Annotated in this window: 16 protein-coding genes and 1 other RNA gene; 10 read left to right on the top strand and 7 right to left on the bottom strand. The window is 65.4% G+C overall.

The window, feature by feature from the left end; all coding sequences use genetic code 11:
- Positions 1 to 182: 182 nt before the first annotated feature.
- From trxA to HMPREF2581_RS22730, 5 genes are all read left to right on the top strand, one after another.
- Positions 183 to 509 carry a thioredoxin TrxA gene (gene trxA / locus HMPREF2581_RS22750; RefSeq protein WP_003096336.1) on the top strand — a complete coding sequence of 109 codons (327 nt, stop codon included), beginning with the start codon at positions 183 to 185 and terminating at the stop codon, positions 507 to 509.
- A gap of 244 nt (positions 510 to 753) precedes the next feature.
- Positions 754 to 2,013, top strand: coding sequence for a transcription termination factor Rho (rho, locus tag HMPREF2581_RS22745; RefSeq protein WP_003096334.1), 1,260 nt, complete (start codon positions 754 to 756; stop codon positions 2,011 to 2,013).
- Positions 2,014 to 2,083: 70 nt separating this feature from the next.
- Entirely contained in the window at positions 2,084 to 4,072 is a 1,989-nt protein-coding gene (locus tag HMPREF2581_RS22740; RefSeq protein ID WP_003141952.1) for an acyltransferase family protein, read from the top strand.
- 78 nt (positions 4,073 to 4,150) lie between these two features.
- Positions 4,151 to 5,617: a 4-hydroxy-3-polyprenylbenzoate decarboxylase gene (gene ubiD / locus HMPREF2581_RS22735; protein ID WP_003096332.1), complete on the top strand. Its 1,467-nt coding sequence runs from the start codon at positions 4,151 to 4,153 to the stop codon at positions 5,615 to 5,617.
- A complete protein-coding gene (locus tag HMPREF2581_RS22730; protein ID WP_003096331.1) occupies positions 5,617 to 6,585 on the top strand; it encodes a CDP-6-deoxy-delta-3,4-glucoseen reductase in 969 nt (322 codons plus the stop codon). Before ubiD ends, HMPREF2581_RS22730 begins: the two co-directional genes overlap by 1 nt.
- A 36-nt stretch (positions 6,586 to 6,621) precedes the next feature.
- On the opposite strand, the gene glpT is transcribed toward HMPREF2581_RS22730, so the two are convergent.
- Together glpT and HMPREF2581_RS22720 are read right to left on the bottom strand one after the other, a co-directional pair.
- Positions 6,622 to 7,968, bottom strand: a complete 1,347-nt coding sequence (gene glpT / locus HMPREF2581_RS22725) for a glycerol-3-phosphate transporter (protein WP_003096330.1) — start codon at positions 7,966 to 7,968, stop codon at positions 6,622 to 6,624.
- A 249-nt stretch (positions 7,969 to 8,217) separates the two neighbouring features.
- Entirely contained in the window at positions 8,218 to 9,195 is a 978-nt protein-coding gene (locus HMPREF2581_RS22720; RefSeq protein WP_003096329.1) for an NADPH:quinone oxidoreductase family protein, read from the bottom strand.
- 154 nt (positions 9,196 to 9,349) lie between these two features.
- Here HMPREF2581_RS22720 and HMPREF2581_RS22715 point away from each other — a divergent pair, with 154 nt between their 5' ends.
- The 4 genes from HMPREF2581_RS22715 to HMPREF2581_RS22700 all read left to right on the top strand — a co-directional run bounded on the left by HMPREF2581_RS22715 (position 9,350) and on the right by HMPREF2581_RS22700 (position 14,924).
- Complete coding sequence (locus HMPREF2581_RS22715; RefSeq protein ID WP_003096328.1) at positions 9,350 to 9,769, top strand: flagellar basal body-associated protein FliL; 420 nt, start codon at positions 9,350 to 9,352, stop codon at positions 9,767 to 9,769.
- A gap of 206 nt (positions 9,770 to 9,975) precedes the next feature.
- Positions 9,976 to 11,049, top strand: a complete 1,074-nt coding sequence (locus HMPREF2581_RS22710; RefSeq protein WP_003136086.1) for an HlyD family secretion protein — start codon at positions 9,976 to 9,978, stop codon at positions 11,047 to 11,049.
- On the top strand, positions 11,046 to 13,796 hold the full coding sequence (gene rbbA, locus HMPREF2581_RS22705) for a ribosome-associated ATPase/putative transporter RbbA (RefSeq protein ID WP_003141951.1): 2,751 nt from the start codon (positions 11,046 to 11,048) through the stop codon (positions 13,794 to 13,796). Before HMPREF2581_RS22710 ends, rbbA begins: the two co-directional genes overlap by 4 nt.
- 3 nt (positions 13,797 to 13,799) lie before the next feature.
- A complete protein-coding gene (locus HMPREF2581_RS22700; protein ID WP_003110669.1) occupies positions 13,800 to 14,924 on the top strand; it encodes an ABC transporter permease in 1,125 nt (374 codons plus the stop codon).
- A 9-nt stretch (positions 14,925 to 14,933) separates the two neighbouring features.
- Here the strand turns inward: HMPREF2581_RS22700 and HMPREF2581_RS22695 are convergent, their stop codons facing one another.
- From HMPREF2581_RS22695 to HMPREF2581_RS22675, 5 genes are all read right to left on the bottom strand, one after another.
- A complete protein-coding gene (locus tag HMPREF2581_RS22695) occupies positions 14,934 to 15,392 on the bottom strand; it encodes an EVE domain-containing protein (protein ID WP_003096326.1) in 459 nt (152 codons plus the stop codon).
- 366 nt (positions 15,393 to 15,758) lie between these two features.
- The gene (locus HMPREF2581_RS22690; RefSeq protein ID WP_003141950.1) at positions 15,759 to 16,370 is read right to left on the bottom strand and encodes a 5-formyltetrahydrofolate cyclo-ligase; all 612 of its coding nucleotides are present in this window, start codon (positions 16,368 to 16,370) and stop codon (positions 15,759 to 15,761) included.
- 9 nt (positions 16,371 to 16,379) lie between these two features.
- Positions 16,380 to 16,558, bottom strand: a non-coding RNA gene (gene ssrS, locus HMPREF2581_RS22685) — 6S RNA.
- A gap of 33 nt (positions 16,559 to 16,591) precedes the next feature.
- A complete protein-coding gene (locus HMPREF2581_RS22680) occupies positions 16,592 to 16,906 on the bottom strand; it encodes a cell division protein ZapA (RefSeq protein WP_003096316.1) in 315 nt (104 codons plus the stop codon).
- Complete coding sequence (locus tag HMPREF2581_RS22675) at positions 16,903 to 17,112, bottom strand: TIGR02449 family protein (protein ID WP_003096314.1); 210 nt, start codon at positions 17,110 to 17,112, stop codon at positions 16,903 to 16,905. The genes HMPREF2581_RS22680 and HMPREF2581_RS22675 overlap by 4 nt, the downstream gene beginning before the upstream one ends.
- Before the next feature lie 188 nt (positions 17,113 to 17,300).
- Between HMPREF2581_RS22675 and HMPREF2581_RS22670 the strand changes: the two genes are divergently transcribed.
- The gene (locus tag HMPREF2581_RS22670; RefSeq protein WP_003099193.1) at positions 17,301 to 17,855 is read left to right on the top strand and encodes a YecA/YgfB family protein; all 555 of its coding nucleotides are present in this window, start codon (positions 17,301 to 17,303) and stop codon (positions 17,853 to 17,855) included.
- The last annotated feature ends 3 nt before the right edge of the window (positions 17,856 to 17,858 follow it).

Below are 17,858 nucleotides of genomic sequence, written 5' to 3'. Positions count from 1 at the left end.
GGAAAACTGCGCCATCCTGCCACGATAGGGCGAGGGTCGCCAATGCGGCAGCCGATCAATCGGGAATCAGCCGACCAACGATAGAGACTCTCAATCGGCTGCGCCTTCCGGCGAGGGTCAAGGCGGGATATGATGGTCGGCACTTTCGCGTTTCAATTCGCGTCCGACTACGGAGAGATTTCATGAGCGAACATATCGTCAACGTTACTGATGCCAGCTTCGAGCAGGACGTGCTGAAGGCCGACGGCCCTGTGCTGGTGGACTACTGGGCCGAGTGGTGCGGTCCGTGCAAGATGATCGCGCCGGTGCTGGACGAAGTCGCCAGGGACTATCAGGGCAAGCTGAAGGTCTGCAAGCTGAACATCGACGAGAACCAGGACACTCCGCCGAAGTACGGCGTGCGTGGCATCCCTACCCTGATGCTGTTCAAGGACGGCAATGTCGAGGCGACCAAGGTCGGCGCACTGTCCAAGTCGCAGCTGGCGGCCTTCCTCGACGCCAATATCTGAGCCGGGCCCAGGCCTCGCTGGAAAGCCCCGCGATTCGCGGGGCTTTTTTTTGCGTTTCTATAGACGCCACGCGGCCACGGTGTTAAATTCGGGTTCGCGACGTTTTTTCCGTCGCCTTCTGCATGCCGTCCCGGACGCACTTCCTACTCGAACTTTCTAGCGCTCCTGTCGCCCCCTTGCGACACGGCTTTCCCAAGCTCGACGCTTTCTCCAATTCCTCTTTCTGCGTACCTATCTCTTTCCTATGAATCTGACCGAACTCAAGCAAAAGCCGATTGCCGAACTGCTGGAAATGTCCGATGCCATGGGCCTGGAAAACATGGCCCGTTCGCGCAAGCAGGACATCATCTTCGCCCTGCTGAAGAAGCACGCGAAAAGTGGTGAAGAGATCTCCGGCGATGGCGTGCTGGAGATTCTTCAGGACGGCTTCGGCTTCCTGCGCTCCGCCGACTCTTCCTACCTGGCCGGCCCCGACGACATCTATGTCTCGCCGAGCCAGATCCGGCGCTTCAACCTGCGCACGGGCGACACCATCATCGGCAAGATCCGGCCGCCGAAAGAGGGCGAACGCTACTTCGCCCTGCTCAAGGTCGACTCGATCAACTTCGATCGTCCGGAGAATGCGAAGAACAAGATTCTCTTCGAGAACCTGACGCCGCTGTTCCCCAACGAGCGGATGAAGATGGAAGCCGGCAACGGCTCCACCGAAGACCTGACCGGCCGCGTCATCGACCTCTGCGCGCCGATCGGCAAGGGCCAGCGCGGCCTGATCGTGGCGCCGCCGAAGGCGGGCAAGACCATCATGCTGCAGAACATCGCCAGCAACATCACCCGCAACAACCCCGAATGCCACCTGATCGTCCTGCTGATCGACGAGCGCCCTGAGGAAGTGACCGAAATGCAGCGCACCGTGCGCGGCGAAGTGGTCGCCTCGACCTTTGACGAACCGCCGACCCGTCACGTACAGGTCGCCGAGATGGTGATCGAGAAGGCCAAGCGCCTGGTCGAGCACAAGAAGGACGTGGTCATCCTGCTCGACTCCATCACCCGTCTGGCGCGGGCCTACAACACCGTGATCCCCAGCTCCGGCAAGGTGCTCACCGGCGGTGTCGACGCCCATGCCCTGGAGAAGCCGAAGCGCTTCTTCGGCGCCGCGCGGAACATCGAAGAGGGCGGTTCTCTTACGATTCTCGCCACGGCGTTGGTGGAAACCGGCTCGAAGATGGACGAGGTGATCTACGAGGAATTCAAGGGTACCGGCAACATGGAACTCCCATTGGATCGCAAGATCGCCGAGAAGCGCGTGTTCCCGGCCATCAACATCAACCGTTCGGGTACCCGCCGCGAAGAGCTGCTGACCAGCGAGGACGAGCTCCAGCGCATGTGGATCCTGCGCAAGATCCTGCACCCGATGGACGAGATCTCCGCGATCGAATTCCTCATCGACAAGCTCAAGCAGACCAAGACCAACGATGAGTTCTTCGATTCGATGAAACGGAAGTAGTCTTCCAGGGAATTGAAGAAGGCGCTCCGGTTTGACCGGAGCGCCTTTTTTCATGCCTGGAGAAAAATAGATGTCGAGCCTGCCTTATCGAAGAGATATCGATGGATTGCGCGCACTGGCCATCTTGTCGGTGGTGTTCTATCACTTGGGCTTGGGCGGTTTCACCGGCGGCTATGTCGGCGTCGATGTCTTTCTGGTGATTTCCGGCTACCTGATCACTTCGATCATCCGGCGCGATCGGCAGGCCGGGCGTTTCAGCTTCGTCGATTTCTGGGCTCGCCGGGCGCGACGCATCCTCCCCGCTTTGTTCGTTATGATGGCCGTCAGCCTGGCGGCCGGCTGGTTCCTGATGGAGCCGCGGGACTACGAGCAACTGGGTCGTGCGGTGCGTTACCAGACGATGTTCGCCTCGAACATCCTGTTCTGGAAGCAGGATGGCTATTTCGACGCCGCGTCCGAATTCAAGCCGCTATTGCATACCTGGTCGTTGTCGGTGGAAGAGCAGTTCTACATTCTCTTCCCTCTACTGCTGGCCGCGATCTCCGGGCGTCTGCTGCGCTGGCGGCTCGCCATCCTCCTCGCGGTCCTGGCGCTATCGCTGGCGGCCAGCGTCTGGGCGGTGAACCAGCGACCTGGCAGTGCATTCTTCCTCCTGCCGATGCGCGCCTGGGAACTCCTGGCGGGTGCCGCGCTGGCATTGCTGCCGGGCGGTAGCCGCGGTCATTCGCAGTGGTCCCTGCAACTGGCGGCCACCCTCGGGATAGCGGCGATTCTCCTGCCGGTGTTCTTCTACGACAGCGACACTCCCTTCCCCGGCCTCGCGGCGCTGCCGGCGGTGCTTGGCACCGCCCTGCTGATCTGGGCCAACGGCGCCGGCGACACCTGGGTTCGCCGCCTGCTGGGCTGGCAACCGCTGGTCTGGTTCGGTCTGATCTCCTATTCGCTGTACCTCTGGCACTGGCCACTGTACGTCTTCGTCCAGTACCACGCACTGGAAACCCTGGGCCTGCCGGCACGTCTGGGGTTGCTGGCGGCGAGCATCGGCCTGGCGGCACTGTCGCTGTACTACGTCGAGGCACCGTTCCGCGAGCGCAAGCTGTTCGCCGGGCGCCGGCAGATGCTTGGCGCGGCGCTGTGCAGCTTGCTGCTGCTGGGAGTCGTCGGCCAGTTGGTGCGGCATTACGACGGCGTGCCGTCGCGTCTTTCCGAGGAAGCCTTGCGTTATGCCAAGGCGTCCAAATGGCGCGATGGGCAGACCGACTGCATGTTCGACAAGAAGGCGCTCAGTCAGGAAAGCATCTGCCGCTTCCCGGCGGAACTGGCTGCCGAACGACCGCTGCTGGTCAGTTGGGGCGACAGCCATTCCGCGGCGTTGAGCCCGCTGCTGCGCGAACTGGCTGCCAGTCGCCGACTGCCGATCTGGCAGGCTTCGCTGGCGGGCTGTCCGCCGTTGCTGGGGATGTTGGAAAAGGACAATTGCCTGCGTTTCAATCAGCAGATGCTCGAGTTCGTCGAACAGCAGCGGCCGGGCGGGGTGATCCTCGCCGGGCGCTGGGACATGTATGTCTACGGCGACTCGCAGGACGGCACCCGCAACATTCTCCGCGAGCCGGACGACACGCCGGACAGCTCGATCGCCGAGGCGCTGCTGCGGCAACGCCTGAGCGGGATGATCGAAAGGCTGAACGCGGCCGACGTACATGTCTGGCTGGTCAAGGACGTACCGCTGCTGCCATTCAAGGCACCGGCGCGGCTGGTGCGGCTGAGTCTGAGCGGGGAGGATGTCGGGCGCGCACGTTTTCCCTTCGCTGAGCACACTGCGCGCGTCGCCTACGTGAATGCGCTGTTCGATGCGCTGGCCGAAGGCAACCCGCGGGTGAGCGTGATCGACCCCTCCAGCGTGCTCTGCGATGGCCTGGATTGTTTCGCCGAACGTGATGGCTGGTCGCTGTACATGGATAACAACCACCTTTCGACCCAGGGGGCCCATGAACTCGGGCCTTTGTTCGAGCCGATGCTACAGAGCCTCGACGACTCGCGGATCGCCAGCCAGCAGTGACCGAATGCCGCGTTTGCCTGCTGCCGGATGGGCCGGGAGCAGGTAGGATGTGGGGTCTTGCAGTGAATGGTTAGGCCAATGACGTTCAAGGATCTCCGCGATTTCATCGCCCAGCTGGAGCAGCGCGGTGCGTTGAAGCGCATCCAGGTGCCGATTTCCCCCGTGCTCGAGATGACCGAGGTGTGCGACCGCACGTTGCGCGCCAAGGGCCCGGCATTGCTGTTCGAAAAGCCGACCGGCTTCGACATGCCGGTACTCGGCAACCTGTTCGGTACGCCGGAGCGCGTGGCGCTGGGCATGGGCGCCGAGGACGTCGGCGCGCTGCGCGAGATCGGCAAGCTGCTGGCGCAACTCAAGGAGCCCGAGCCGCCGAAGGGTCTCAAGGACGCCTGGGCCAAGCTGCCGATGTACAGGAAGGTCCTGTCCATGGCGCCGAAGGTGCTCAAGGACGCCCCCTGCCAGGAAGTGGTCGAGGAGGGCGAGGATGTCGACCTCGGCCGGCTGCCGGTCCAGACCTGCTGGCCGGGCGATGTCGGGCCGCTGATCACCTGGGGCCTGACCGTTACCCGCGGGCCGAACAAGGAACGGCAGAACCTGGGCATCTACCGCCAGCAGGTGATCGGCCGCAACAAGGTGATCATGCGCTGGCTCAGCCATCGCGGCGGCGCACTGGACTACCGCGAGTGGTGCCAGAAGCATCCGGGCCAGCCCTATCCGGTAGCCGTGGCGCTGGGCGCCGATCCGGCGACCATCCTCGGTGCGGTGACGCCGGTGCCGGACACCCTTTCCGAATACGCTTTCGCCGGCCTGTTGCGCGGGCATCGTACCGAGCTGGTCAAGTGTCGCGGCAGCGACTTGCAGGTGCCGGCCAGCGCCGAGATCGTCCTCGAAGGGGTGATCCACCCCGGCGAGATGGCCGACGAAGGTCCCTATGGCGATCACACCGGCTACTACAACGAGGTCGATCGCTTCCCGGTGTTCACCGTCGAGCGCGTCACCCGCCGGCAGAAACCGATCTACCACAGCACCTACACCGGGCGTCCGCCGGACGAGCCGGCGATCCTCGGGGTGGCACTGAACGAAGTGTTCGTGCCGATCCTGCAGAAGCAGTTCCCGGAAATCGTCGATTTCTACCTGCCGCCGGAAGGTTGTTCCTACCGGATGGCGGTGGTGACCATGAAGAAGCAGTACCCAGGGCACGCCAAGCGCGTGATGCTCGGGGTCTGGTCGTTCCTGCGGCAGTTCATGTACACCAAGTTCGTCATCGTCACCGACGATGACATCGATGCGCGCGACTGGAACGATGTGATCTGGGCCATCACCACGCGGATGGACCCCAAGCGCGACACGGTGATGATCGACAACACGCCCATCGACTACCTCGACTTCGCCTCGCCGGTCTCCGGCCTCGGCTCGAAGATGGGGCTTGATGCCACCCACAAGTGGCCGGGCGAGACCAGCCGCGAATGGGGGCGCGCCATCGTCAAGGACGAAGCGGTGACACGGCGCATCGACGCGCTCTGGTCGAGCCTCGGGATCGACTGATGCGTATCGTCCTGCAACCGTCCGGCGCCTGCCTCGAGCTGCTGCCGGGGGAACGCATCCTCGATGGCGCCCGGCGGCTTGGCTACGACTGTCCGCAGAGCTGCCGCAACGGCAACTGCCATATCTGCGCGGCGCTGCTGGTGGAGGGGCGGGTACGCCAAAACGGCGAGGTACGCGATCATGGCGAACTCTTCACCTGCCTCGCCGAGCCGCTGGAAGACTGCGTGCTGCATTGGGACGGGGTGCTGGCGCCGGGTGAACTGCCTCTGCGCAAGCTGACCTGCCAGTTGAGCTTCTGCGAAGAGGTCGGCGGCGACGTCTACCGGGTCGGCCTGCGCGCGCCGGCCGGCAAGCCGCCACGCTATCACGCCGGGCAGTACCTGTTGCTGGAGCGTGACGGCGGCGACAGCGCGGCGTTTTCCCTGGCCTCCGCGCCGCATGCGGGACGCGACCTTGAGTTGCACATCCTGGCCAAGGAAGACAGTGCCGTCGCGCTGATCGCACAGTTGCAGCGCGAGCGCCTGGCACGGATCCAGCTGCCGTTCGGCGACGCGCACCTGGCGGAACTGCCCGACGGTCCGCTGGTGCTGATCGCTGCGGGAACCGGCATGTCTCAGATGCACAGCCTGATCGAGCACTGCCGCGCCGCCGGCTTCGCCCATCCTGTACATCTCTACTGGGGCGTTCGGCGTCCGGAGGATTTCTACCGACTGCCGCACTGGACGGAGTGGGAAGGCCTGCCGAACCTGTTCCTGCACCGGGTGGTCAGCGACCTCTGTGGCTGGGAGGGGCGTTGCGGCTTGCTGCACGAGGCGGTGCGCGAGGATTTCGCCGACCTGTCGAGCCTGCATGTGTATGCCAGCGGCTCGCCGGCGATGGTCTACGCGACCCTGGATGCCCTGGTCGAAGCAGGGATGGACGCGCACCAGATGCGCGCCGACGTGTTCGCCTACGCGCCGCGGGACTGAACGCGGCTCCGGCCTGGCGCCGGAGCCGCCGCGTCATCAGCCGGCTTGCTGCGGCGCGGCCTGGACCGCGGGTTTGCGCAGGGTCAGGCAGAGGAACAGGATGGCCAGCAGGCAGGCGCCGATCAGCAGCTTGAAGCCACCGTCCCAGCCGAAGTGGTCCACCGTGTAGCCGACCAGGGCGTTGGCTGCCACCGAGCCGCCGAGGTAGCCGAACAGACCGGTGAAGCCGGCGGCGGTGCCGGCCGCTTTCTTCGGCGCCAGCTCCAGGGCCTGCAAGCCGATCAGCATCACCGGGCCGTAGATCAGGAAGCCGATCATGATCAGCGCGGCCATGTCGATCGCCGGGTTGCCGGCCGGGTTCAGCCAGTAGATCAGGGTGCCGACGGTCACCAGGATCATGAACACCACGCCGGTGGCGCCGCGATTGCCCTTGAACAGCTTGTCCGACAGCCAGCCGCAGAGCAGGGTGCCGGGAATCCCCGCCCATTCGTAGAAGAAGTACGCCCAGGACGACTTGTCGACGTTGAAGTGCTTGGCCTCCTTGAGGTAGGTCGGCGCCCAGTCGAGCACACCGTAGCGCAGCAGGTAGACGAACACGTTGGCCAGGGCGATGTACCAGAGCAGCTTGTTGCGCAGCACGTAGGTGACGAAGATCTCCTTGGTCGACAGCTCGCGCTCGTGGTGTTCGTCGTAGCCTTCGGGGTAGTCGTCCTTATGCTTCTCGATCGGCGGCAGGCCGCAGGACTGCGGGGTGTCGCGCATGGCGAAATAGGCGAACACGGCTACGCCCACGGCGACGATGGCCGGCACGTAGAAGGCCGAGCGCCAGTCGCCGAACAGCGCCAGGCCGAGCAGGAACAGCGGGCCGATCAGGCCGCCGCCGACATTGTGGGCGACGTTCCACACCGAGACCACGCTGCCGCGCTCCTTCTGCGACCACCAGTGGACCATGGTCCGTCCGCTCGGCGGCCAGCCCATGCCCTGGGCCCAGCCGTTAATGAAGAGCAGGACGAACATGATGGCGACGCTGGAGGTAGCCCAGTGCGCGAATCCGAAAATGAACATCACCGCCGCCGACACCAACAGGCCGAACGGCAGGAAGACCCGTGGGTTGGAACGGTCCGAGACCAGGCCCATGATGAATTTCGACAGGCCGTAGGCGATGGCGATGGCCGACATCGCGACGCCCAGCTGGCCGCGACTGTAGCCGTCCTCGATGAGGTAGGGCATGGCCAGGGAGAAGTTCTTGCGCAGCAGGTAGTAACCCGCGTAGCCGATGAAGATACCGGCGAAGATCTGCCAGCGCAGGCGCCGGTAGGTGCTGTCCACCTCGGCATCGGGCAGTGGCGCCTGGTGTGGCGCGGGACGAAAGATTCCGAACATCGCGAGCTCCGCTTGTTGTTGTGTCGCGCCTTTTTACGCGGTTGCGAACACTACATTTTTCGTAAATGAAAAAATAGCGGAAATGTTACAGGTTGAGTGCATTGGTCGGAAATAAGAAAGCCCCGGTCGGAAACCGGGGCCTTCATAGGGGAAAAACATCTGACAGCGTGGGCCTCGGCCGGTGTATCGCTCCGGCCCGCCATGCCTTTCTCCGCAGGGGCGGGAGGCAATACTCGCCGCCTTCGTGGCTCAGCGAACCTCCACCACCACCTTGCCGACAGCCTTGCGCTGGCCGAGGGCGTCGATGGCGTCACCGGCCCGTTCCAGCGGGAAGCGCTGCGACACCAGCGGTTTCAGCTTGCCTTCGGCGTGCCAGGCGAACAGCTGGCGGAAGTTGTCAGCGTTGTCCTGCGGCTGGCGTTGGGCGAACGATCCCCAGAACACGCCGACCAGCGAGGCGCCCTTGAGCAGGGTCAGGTTGGCCGGCAGCGAAGGGATGCTGCCGCTGGCGAAGCCGACCACCAGCATCCGTCCGTTCCAGGCGATGCTGCGGAAGGCCTCCTCGAACAGTTCGCCGCCCACCGGATCGTAGATCACATCGACGCCCTGGCCGCCGGTCAAGGCCTTGAGCTGCTCGCGCAGGCTACCTTCGCTGTAGTTGATCAGTTCGTCGGCGCCGGCGGCCTTGGCCACGGCGAGCTTGTCGGGGGTACTGGCGGCAGCGATCACCCGGGCGCCCATGGCCTTGCCGATCTCCACGGCAGCCAGCCCGACCCCGCCGGAAGCGCCGAGCACCAGCAGGGTCTCGCCGGGTTGCAGGTTGGCGCGCTGTTTCAGGGCGTGCATCGAGGTGCCGTAGGTCATGCCGAAGGCGGCGGCGCTGGCGAAGTCCATGCCTTCGGGTATCGGCATCACGTTATAGCCGGGCACCTTGACCTGCTCGGCGAAGCTGCCCCAGCCGGTCAGGGCCATGACCCGGTCGCCGGGCCTGACGTGGGCGACCTTTTCGCCGACCGCGGCGACCACTCCGGCCGCCTCGCCGCCCGGGGAGAAGGGGAAGGGCGGTTTGAACTGGTACTTGCCCTCGATGATCAGGGTGTCTGGGAAGTTGACCCCGGCGGCGTGCACATCGAGGAGGATTTCGTTCTTCGCCGGGCTCGGGCTGGCGATTTCTTCCAGCACCAGGCTGCTGGCCGGGCCGAAGGCTTTGCAGAGGACGGCTTTCATCGGGGACGCTCCAGTTTGCGGTCCGGCCAGTGTAGGAGGGAGACGCCGGGGGTCAATCAGCATCGCCGCAACTGATGGTTGTCCATAAACCCCGGGCTTGGGCCCGGCCGAGAGTCTGGCTATGCTTGCCGGCATTCGTCGAGGAGATGCGCCCGTGAGAACCCCCATTGCCCTGTCGCTGGCCCTGTGCCTGAGTCTGTTCCCGTCGTTCGCCTCGGCCGAGGAGGCCGCGCCGGAAGGCGAGGGCGCGAACAAGCCGGTCTACGTCGACCTGACCCCGGCGCTGGTCGGCAACTACGGCAGCGGGCCGCGCCTGCAGTACTACAAGGCCGACATCGCTCTGCAGGTGGCCGACAAGGACGCGGCGACCAAGGTCGAGCATCACGAGCCCTTGATCCGCAACCAGTTGATCATGCTGTTCGCCCAGCAGACCGACCAGAGCCTGGGTACGGTCGAGGCCAAGGAAAGCCTGCGCCAGGAGGCGCTGAAGCAGGTCCAGCAGACCCTCGAGCAGGAAGAGGGCAAGCCGCTGGTGACCGACCTGCTGTTCAACAACCTCATCGTCCAGCCCTGAGGTCAACTATCCGTTCTGTCCCGCGCTCCCGGATGCGAGGCTCCGGGGATTCTGCTTTCCTGTGAGGTTCGGTCGGGCGCGTCTGACGTGCATCAACACCTGCGCGCCGCCCTGGAGGGACAATCGAGCCAGTGAAGTCCGCGGCGGCCGCGCTTTCCAGCGTGAGCGTCATCGCCGCGGCCTGGCCGAACGTGCGAGGAGAAGGGATGAAACAGGAAAGCAAACGGTGGCTGAGCCGTGCCCTGGTCGTGGCGGCGCTGCTCGGCGTAGGCGTGCTGGTCTGGCAGGTATCGCGACCGACCGGCCTGGGCGAGGGATTCGCCAGCGGCAACGGACGCATCGAGGCCACCGAGGTGGACGTGGCGGCCAAGCTTCCCGGGCGGGTCGCCGAGATCAAGGTCGACGAGGGCGACTTCGTCAAGGCCGGCGAAATCGTCGCGCGGATGGATACCCAGGTGCTCGAGGCGCAGTTGGCCCAGGCCCAGGCCCAGGTGCGCCAGGCGGAGAACGCCAAGCTCACCGCGACCTCGCTGGTGGCCCAGCGCGAGAGCGAGAAGAGCACCGCCCAGGCCGTGGTGGCGCAGCGCCAGGCCGAGCTGACAGCGGCGCAGAAGCGCTTCACCCGTACCGAGGCGCTGGTCAAGCGCAATGCCCTGCCGCAACAGCAACTCGACGACGATCGGGCGACCCTGCAGAGCGCCCAGGCGGCGTTGTCCGCGGCACGCTCGCAAGTGATTTCGGCGCAGGCGGCGATCGAGGCCGGGCGTTCCCAGGTAATCGAGGCGCAGTCGGCCATCGAGGCGGCCAAGGCCAGCGTCGCCCGGCTCCAGGCGGATATCGACGACAGCCTGCTCAAGGCGCCGCGCAACGGCCGCGTGCAGTACCGCGTGGCACAGCCGGGGGAAGTGCTGCCGGCCGGTGGCAAGCTGCTCAACATGGTCGACCTGGCCGACGTCTACATGACTTTCTTCCTGCCATCCATGCAGGCCGGCAGGGTCGGACTGGGCCAGGAAGTGCGCTTGGTGATCGACGCGGTGCCGGACTACGTGATCCCGGCCAAGGTTTCCTATGTCGCCAGCGTCGCCCAGTTCACCCCGAAAACGGTGGAAACCGCCAACGAGCGGGAGAAGCTGATGTTCCGGGTCAAGGCGCGGCTCGATCCGGCGCTGCTGGAAAAATACATCACCTACGTCAAGACCGGCGTGCCCGGAATGGCCTACCTGCGACTGGACCCTGAGGTCGAGTGGCCGGCCAACCTGCAGATCAAGGTTCCGCAATGACCGCTGGCGGGAGCGGCGTGGCGAGCCTCCGGGGCGTTTCGCTGTGCTACGGCGAGACGCGCGCGGTGGACGACGTCAGCCTGGAGATCCCGGCCAACCGCATGGTCGGCCTGATCGGTCCGGACGGGGTCGGCAAGTCCAGCCTGCTGGCGCTGCTGGCCGGCGCACGGAAGATGCAGGATGGCGAGATCCGCGTGCTCGATGGCGACATGCGCGACCGCCGCCACCGCCGGGCGGTCTGCCCGCGCATCGCCTACATGCCCCAGGGGCTGGGCAAGAACCTCTACCCGACGCTCTCGGTGTTCGAGAACGTCGACTTCTTCGGTCGGCTGTTCGGCCACGACAAGGCCGAGCGCGAGCGGCGCATCGCCGATCTGCTGCAAAGCACCGGATTGGCGCCGTTCGCCGAGCGTCCTGCGGGCAAGCTGTCCGGCGGCATGAAGCAGAAGCTCGGGCTGTGCTGCGCGCTGATCCACGATCCCGACCTGCTGATCCTCGACGAGCCGACCACCGGCGTCGACCCGCTGTCGCGCAACCAGTTCTGGGAGCTGATCGGCCGTATCCGCGCGGGCCGCGAAGGCATGAGCGTGCTGGTCGCCACCGCCTACATGGAGGAAGCCGAGCGCTTCGACTGGCTGGTGGCGATGGACGATGGAAAGGTCCTGGCCACCGGTACGCCGCAGGAGTTGCGCGAGCGTACCGGGACGCAGAGCCTCGAGTCGGCGTTCATCGCCCTGCTGCCGGAAAGCAAGCGCGCCGGCCACCATCGATTGGTGATCCCGCCGCGACCGCAGAGCGAAGGCGCGCCGCGGATCGCCATCGAGGCCGAGGGCCTGACCTGTCGTTTCGGCGACTTCGTCGCGGTCGATCACGTCAGCTTCCGTATCGAGCGTGGGGAAATCTTCGGCTTCCTCGGCTCCAACGGCTGCGGCAAGTCCACCACCATGAAGATGCTCACCGGCCTGCTGCCGGCCAGCGAAGGCACGTGCGCGCTGTTCGGCCAGGCGGTGGACGCCAGCGACATGGCGACCCGTCGCCGGGTCGGTTACATGTCCCAGGCCTTCTCCCTGTATGCCGAGCTGAGCGTGCGGCAGAACCTGGTGCTGCACGCCCGGCTGTTCCACCTGCCGGCGGATGGCATCCCGGCACGGGTCGGCGAAATGCTCCGGCGCTTCGACCTGGAGAAGGTGGCCGACGAACTGCCCGACGACCTGCCGCTGGGCATTCGCCAGCGCCTGTCGCTGGCGGTGGCGGTGATCCACAAGCCGGAGATCCTGATCCTCGACGAGCCCACCTCGGGGGTCGATCCGGTGGCTCGCGACGGCTTCTGGGAACTGATGGTCGAGCTGTCGCGCCGCGACGGGGTGACCATCTTCATTTCCACCCACTTCATGAACGAGGCCCAGCGCTGCGATCGCATCTCGCTGATGCATGCCGGCAAGGTACTGGCCAGCGATACTCCCGATGAGCTGGTGCGCCAGCGCGGCCTGCCGACCCTGGAGGCGACCTTCATCGCGTACCTGGAAGAAGCCGCCGGCGCCGCCGCGCCAGCGCAACCGGCCGAGGCGCCGGCCGTCGCGGAGCAGCCCGGCGATGGCCAGGGGCGCCAGGCGCAACGCGAACGCTTCAGCCCCCTGCGGCTGTTCAGTTATGCGCGCCGCGAAGCCATGGAACTGCGCCGCGACCCGATCCGCCTGACCCTGGCCCTGCTCGGCACCGCGCTGCTGATGTTCATCATCGGCTACGGCATCAACATGGACGTCGAGGACCTCTCCTGGGCGGTCCTCGACCGTGACCAGACCACCACCAGCCAGGCCTATGCGCTGAACATCGCCGGCTCGCGCTATTTCGTCGAACATGCGCCGATCACCGACCCGGACGACCTCGACCGGCGCCTGCGCAGCGGCGAGCTGAGCCTGGCGGTGGAGATCCCGCCGAACTTCGGGCGCGATCTCAAGCGTGGCTCCGATCCGGCCATCGGCGTGTGGATCGACGGAGCGATGCCGACCCGTGCCAACACCGTGCTCGGCTACGTGCAGGGCCTGCACACCAGCTACCTGGCGGACCTCTCGCGGCAGGTGGGTGGGGCCGAGGCCAGCGCGGCGGCCAGCACCGAGGTGCGCTATCGCTACAACCCCGACGTGGAAAGCCTGAAGGCGATGGTGCCGGCGGTGATCCCGCTGCTGCTGATCATGATCCCGGCCATGCTCACCGCCCTCGGCGTGGTGCGCGAAAAGGAACTGGGCTCGATCACCAACCTCTATGTCACCCCGGTGACGCGCCTGGAGTTCCTGGTCGGCAAGCAGTTGCCTTACGTCGCCATGGGCATGATCAACTTCCTGCTGATGCTGGTCCTGGCCATCGTGGTATTTCGCGTGCCGCTCAAGGGCAGCTTCCTGGCGTTGACCATCGGCGCTTTCCTCTATGTGGTCACCAGCACCGGCCTCGGGCTGTTCCTCTCGACGTTCATGCGCAGCCAGATCGCCGCTGTATTCGGCGTGGCGATCGCCACCATGATCCCGGCGATCCAGTTCTCCGGGCTGATCCACCCGGTGTCCTCGCTGGAAGGTGCGGCGGCCTGGATCGGCAAGCTCTATCCGACCTCGCATTTCCTGGTGGTCAGCCGCGGCGCCTTTTCCAAATCGCTGGGCCTGCCCGATCTCTGGGCCTACTACCTGCCGCTTGCCGCTTCCATCGTGGTGCTGACCCTGCTCAGCGTGGCCTGCCTGAAGAAGCAGGAGGACTGAGCGATGCGCAGCCTGGCCAACATCTTCAACCTGGGCATCAAGGAGTTCCGCAGCCTCGGCCGCGACTACGCGATGCTGGCACTGATCGTCTGGGCCTTCACCCTGGGCGTCTACAGTTCCGCTACCGGTATTCCGGAAACCTTGCATCACGCGCCGATCGCGGTGGTCGACGAGGACCGCTCGCAACTCTCGTCGCGTATCGTCAATGCCTTCCAGCCCCCGTACTTCCGGCCGCCGGAAATGATCGGGCATGCCGAGATGGATCGCGGCATGGACGTCGGCCTGTATACCTTCACCCTCGATATTCCGCCGGACTTCCAGCGCGACGTGTTGGCCGGGCGCAAGCCCTCGATCCAGGTCAACGTCGACGCGACCCAGACCGGGCAGGCGTTCTCCGGCGCGGGCTACATCCAGAACATCGTCGCCACCGAGGTGCGCGAGTTCGTCAGCCGCTACCGCGCGGAGCCGAGCATGCCGGCGCAGATCGAGGTGCGCATGGAGTTCAACCCGAACCTGACCCAGGCCTGGTTCGGCGGGGTGATGGAAGTGATCAACCAGATCACCATGCTGTCGATCATCCTCACCGGCGCCGCGCTGATCCGCGAGCGCGAGCACGGCACCGTCGAGCACCTGCTGGTGATGCCGCTGTCGGCCTTCGAGATCATGATGGCCAAGGTCTGGTCGATGGGGCTGGTGGTGCTGGTGGCGGCGGGGCTCTCGTTGCAGTGGGTGGTGCGTGGCTGGCTGGACGTGCCGATCAGCGGCTCGGTGGGGCTGTTCCTGCTCGGCGCCGGATTGCATCTGTTCGCCACCACCTCCATGGGCATATTCCTCGGCACGGTGGCGCGTTCGATGCCGCAGCTCGGACTGTTGACCATCCTCGTGCTGCTGCCGCTGAACATCCTTTCGGGCGGCAGCACGCCACGGGAAAGCATGCCGGAACTGGTGCAGAACATCATGCTGGCGGCTCCGACCACGCATTTCGTCAGCCTGGCCCAGGCGATCCTGTTCCGCGGCGCCGGTTTCGACATCGTCTGGCCGCAGTTCGCCGGCATCGTGGCGATCGGTTCGGCGTTCTTCTTCGGCGCGCTCTGGCGTTTCCGCCGGACCATCTCGCAGATGGCCTGAGCGATGGCTTCAGCGTTTCGCCAGCGGCAGGATCGCCTGCCATTCCTCGGCGCTGACCGGCATCACCGAGAGACGGCTGCCCTTCTGCACCAGGGCGAGGTTGGCCAGGGCGTCCTGCGCCTTCAGCCGGGCCAGTGGAACGACCTCGGCGAAGGCTTCGACGAAGCTGACGTCGCGGGCGCTCCAGGGATTCTTCTCGGCGCTGGCCTTGGGGTCGTGGTAAGGGCTGGCGGGATCCAGGGCCGTGGGATCGGGATAGGCTTCGCCCTCGATGCGGGCGATACCGGCGATGCCGGGCTGCGGGCAACTGGAGTGGTAGAAGAAGAACAGGTCGCCGGGGTTCATGCTGCGGATGAAGTTGCGCGCCTGGTAGTTGCGCACGCCATCCCAGCGGGCGGTTCCGAGGCGCTGCAGGTCGCGGATCGAGAGTTCGTCCGGCTCGGATTTCATCAGCCAGTAGGCAGGCATGAACTTTGCTCCTCTTTCGTAGATGTACGTAGGAAACGTCTGCGCGTGACCACCGGTCGCCGGTGTAATTGCGTATGACTTCAGCTTATCGGAAAATGCCGTTTTTCAGCGGGGCAGGGTGCTCAGGCGATAAGATAATCGCAAGGACCGGCCTCGAAAATTGCCTGGAAGGGGGAGGCAATCGATGAAGCGCAAGCCAGACTTGCTGTGGGTTTTGGTCATCATCTTCGGACTTGGGGTCGTCACCACCGGTTATACCCAGAGCCTCTGGGAACGACAGGCCAGTACGCCCGCCCAGGTGACGCAACAGCCGTAAGACTCGCCGGGTATCGCATGGAACGCGGTACCCAGGGTTCTCCCTCCTTCCTAGCGTTTCCCTGCCACGTACCAGCCCGCATCGGTCACCGTTCCCGCCAGGGGAATGTCCCAGCTGGCCAGCGCCAGTCGATCCACCTTCTGACATTCATGGGCCAGGCCGATCAGCGTCGGTTTGTGACCATTTTTGCGCCTCGTCAGGTAGGCCAGGCTGCGGTCGTAGAAGCCGCCGCCCATGCCCAGGCGCCCGCCCTGTTCGTCGAACCCCACCAGCGGCAGCAGTACCAGGTCCAGCGCCCAGGCCTTGCGCTGGCGGCCGGCGTCGGCCAGCGGTTCGCTGATGCGGAAGCGGTTGCGGGTCCAGCGTTCGCCGCTGCCGACCCGCTGGAACACCATGCGCGTCCGCGGCCAGGGCGCCAGCACCGGCAGGTAGGTGGCCTTGCCGCGCTTCTGCGCCGCACGCAGCAGCGGACGCGGGTCGATCTCGCCGTCGTTGGGCAGGTACAGGGCGATATGGCGGGCACGGCGAAAAAGGGGATGCTGCGCCAGTTGTCGATAGAGGGCGCGGGCGGCGAGGCGTTGCTGCAGGGGGGAGAGCGCGCGGCGCGCCTGGCGGAGCTTGCGGCGCAGGGCCGGGCGGCTGAGGTCTTGCGATTCGATCATGTGGAAAGGTAGCTCCCCGGTCGTGCCGCTGTCGGGTTAGCCCTTGAACCCGAAAGTTCAAGGTGGCGGTTGCAGTAGACCTTAAGGCTTTCCGTCGTGCGGACATGCACACCGGTCCAACTGGCAACCTCCGTTGTTGCAGTTATCGGCTCAGGGACATCACCGACTGGCCAACACACCAGGGAGCGGAGGCCAGTATACCCGAATTGGCCGCGCCCGGGTCAGGCTTCGCCGGCATCGGCCGGATTCGCCAGGGCGCGGTCGACGCGATCGAGCAGTTCGCGCACGCGCTCGCGGGTCGAGCTGCTTTCCTGGTCCAGGCGCTCCTTGCGGTGCAGCAGGTCGTGGGTGATGTTGAGGGCGGCCATCACGGCAACCCGGTCGGCGCCGATGACTTTGCCGCTGGAGCGGATCTCGCGCATCTTGCCGTCCAGGTAACGGGCGGCGCTTTCCAGGTTGGCGCGCTCGTCGTCCGGGCAATTGATGCAGTATTCCTTGTCGAGAATCTGCACGGTGAGGGTATTCGACTGGCTCATGTGTCCTGCTCCAAGGCTTTCAGACGCAAAATCATCGCTTCGACCTTGTGTCTCGCCATTTCGTTCTTTTCGATCAGATGAGCGCGCTCTTCGCGCCAGGACTTTTCGTTCGCCCGCAGCAGCCGGTTCTCCGCCTTGAGCTGTTCCAGCTTCTGGAGCAGCTGGTCGAACTTGGCCGTCAACAATTGCAGATCGGCGTCTTCCATGGGCTCTCGCTTGGGAATTGGGGTGATTGGACAACTATATAGGATCGTCCCCGGTCGGGGCCAATGCCCCGGCCGGGCCGGCGCGCCGGCAACCGGTCGCATGGTCTTGCCGGGGCGGGCGGTGCTAGGATAACCATCTTCATTTCACGTGTAGCGCCCCAATGGCGCCCAGCCGTCAGGGTCCCGAGATGTCCACTCAGAATTCCGCCTACAGCGCCTTTTCCTCCCTTCTCGCCGAGGCGGCCATGCCGGTCTCGCCGGCCGAGCTGCACGGCCATCTGCTGGGTCGGGTCTGCGCCGGCGCCGGCTTCGACGAGGCCGCCTGGCAACACGCTGCCGCCGAACTGCTCGGCGGCGCGCCGGGCGAACGACTCAAGGCCGCGTTGTCCGGCCTGCTCGGCATGGTCCGGCAGGACTTTTCCGCCGGCGAGGTCGCCGTCGTCATGCTCCTGCCCGACGACGAAACCCCGCTCGCCCAGCGCACCGAGGCGCTCGGCCAATGGTGCCAGGGTTTCCTCGCCGGCTTCGGCCTCACCGCCCGCGAAGGCAGCCTGACCGGCGAGGCCGAGGAAGTGCTGCAGGACATGGCCGCCATCGCCCAGGTCCAGGGCCAGCTGGAAGACAGCGAGGATGGCGAGACGGACTATATGGAAGTCATGGAATACCTGCGGGTCGCTCCGCTGCTGCTGTTCGCCGAGTGCGGCAAGCCGCTGGAGCCCGCTCCCAAGCCTTCACTGCACTGAGGT

Source organism: Pseudomonas sp. HMSC057H01 (genome assembly GCF_001836405.1).
GTDB classification, from domain to species: domain Bacteria; phylum Pseudomonadota; class Gammaproteobacteria; order Pseudomonadales; family Pseudomonadaceae; genus Pseudomonas; species Pseudomonas aeruginosa.
The sequence above is the reverse complement of the archived record's forward strand: the minus strand, read 5'-3'. Positions and strand labels throughout refer to the sequence as shown.

Bases quoted from the DNA above. Each gene is read 5' to 3' on its own strand.
- HMPREF2581_RS22700 (WP_003110669.1), top strand. From the start codon at position 13,800: ATGCGCAGCCTGGCCAACATCTTCAACCTGGGCATCAAGGAGTTCCGC.
- HMPREF2581_RS22695 (WP_003096326.1), bottom strand. From the start codon at position 15,392: ATGCCTGCCTACTGGCTGATGAAATCCGAGCCGGACGAACTCTCGATC.
- HMPREF2581_RS22675 (WP_003096314.1), bottom strand. From the start codon at position 17,112: ATGGAAGACGCCGATCTGCAATTGTTGACGGCCAAGTTCGACCAGCTG.
- ubiD (WP_003096332.1), top strand. From the start codon at position 4,151: ATGACGTTCAAGGATCTCCGCGATTTCATCGCCCAGCTGGAGCAGCGC.
- HMPREF2581_RS22720 (WP_003096329.1), bottom strand. From the start codon at position 9,195: ATGAAAGCCGTCCTCTGCAAAGCCTTCGGCCCGGCCAGCAGCCTGGTG.
- rho (WP_003096334.1), top strand. From the start codon at position 754: ATGAATCTGACCGAACTCAAGCAAAAGCCGATTGCCGAACTGCTGGAA.
- HMPREF2581_RS22680 (WP_003096316.1), bottom strand. From the start codon at position 16,906: ATGAGCCAGTCGAATACCCTCACCGTGCAGATTCTCGACAAGGAATAC.
- HMPREF2581_RS22740 (WP_003141952.1), top strand. From the start codon at position 2,084: ATGTCGAGCCTGCCTTATCGAAGAGATATCGATGGATTGCGCGCACTG.
- trxA (WP_003096336.1), top strand. From the start codon at position 183: ATGAGCGAACATATCGTCAACGTTACTGATGCCAGCTTCGAGCAGGAC.
- HMPREF2581_RS22710 (WP_003136086.1), top strand. From the start codon at position 9,976: ATGAAACAGGAAAGCAAACGGTGGCTGAGCCGTGCCCTGGTCGTGGCG.
- HMPREF2581_RS22730 (WP_003096331.1), top strand. From the start codon at position 5,617: ATGCGTATCGTCCTGCAACCGTCCGGCGCCTGCCTCGAGCTGCTGCCG.
- rbbA (WP_003141951.1), top strand. From the start codon at position 11,046: ATGACCGCTGGCGGGAGCGGCGTGGCGAGCCTCCGGGGCGTTTCGCTG.
- glpT (WP_003096330.1), bottom strand. From the start codon at position 7,968: ATGTTCGGAATCTTTCGTCCCGCGCCACACCAGGCGCCACTGCCCGAT.
- HMPREF2581_RS22670 (WP_003099193.1), top strand. From the start codon at position 17,301: ATGTCCACTCAGAATTCCGCCTACAGCGCCTTTTCCTCCCTTCTCGCC.
- HMPREF2581_RS22690 (WP_003141950.1), bottom strand. From the start codon at position 16,370: ATGATCGAATCGCAAGACCTCAGCCGCCCGGCCCTGCGCCGCAAGCTC.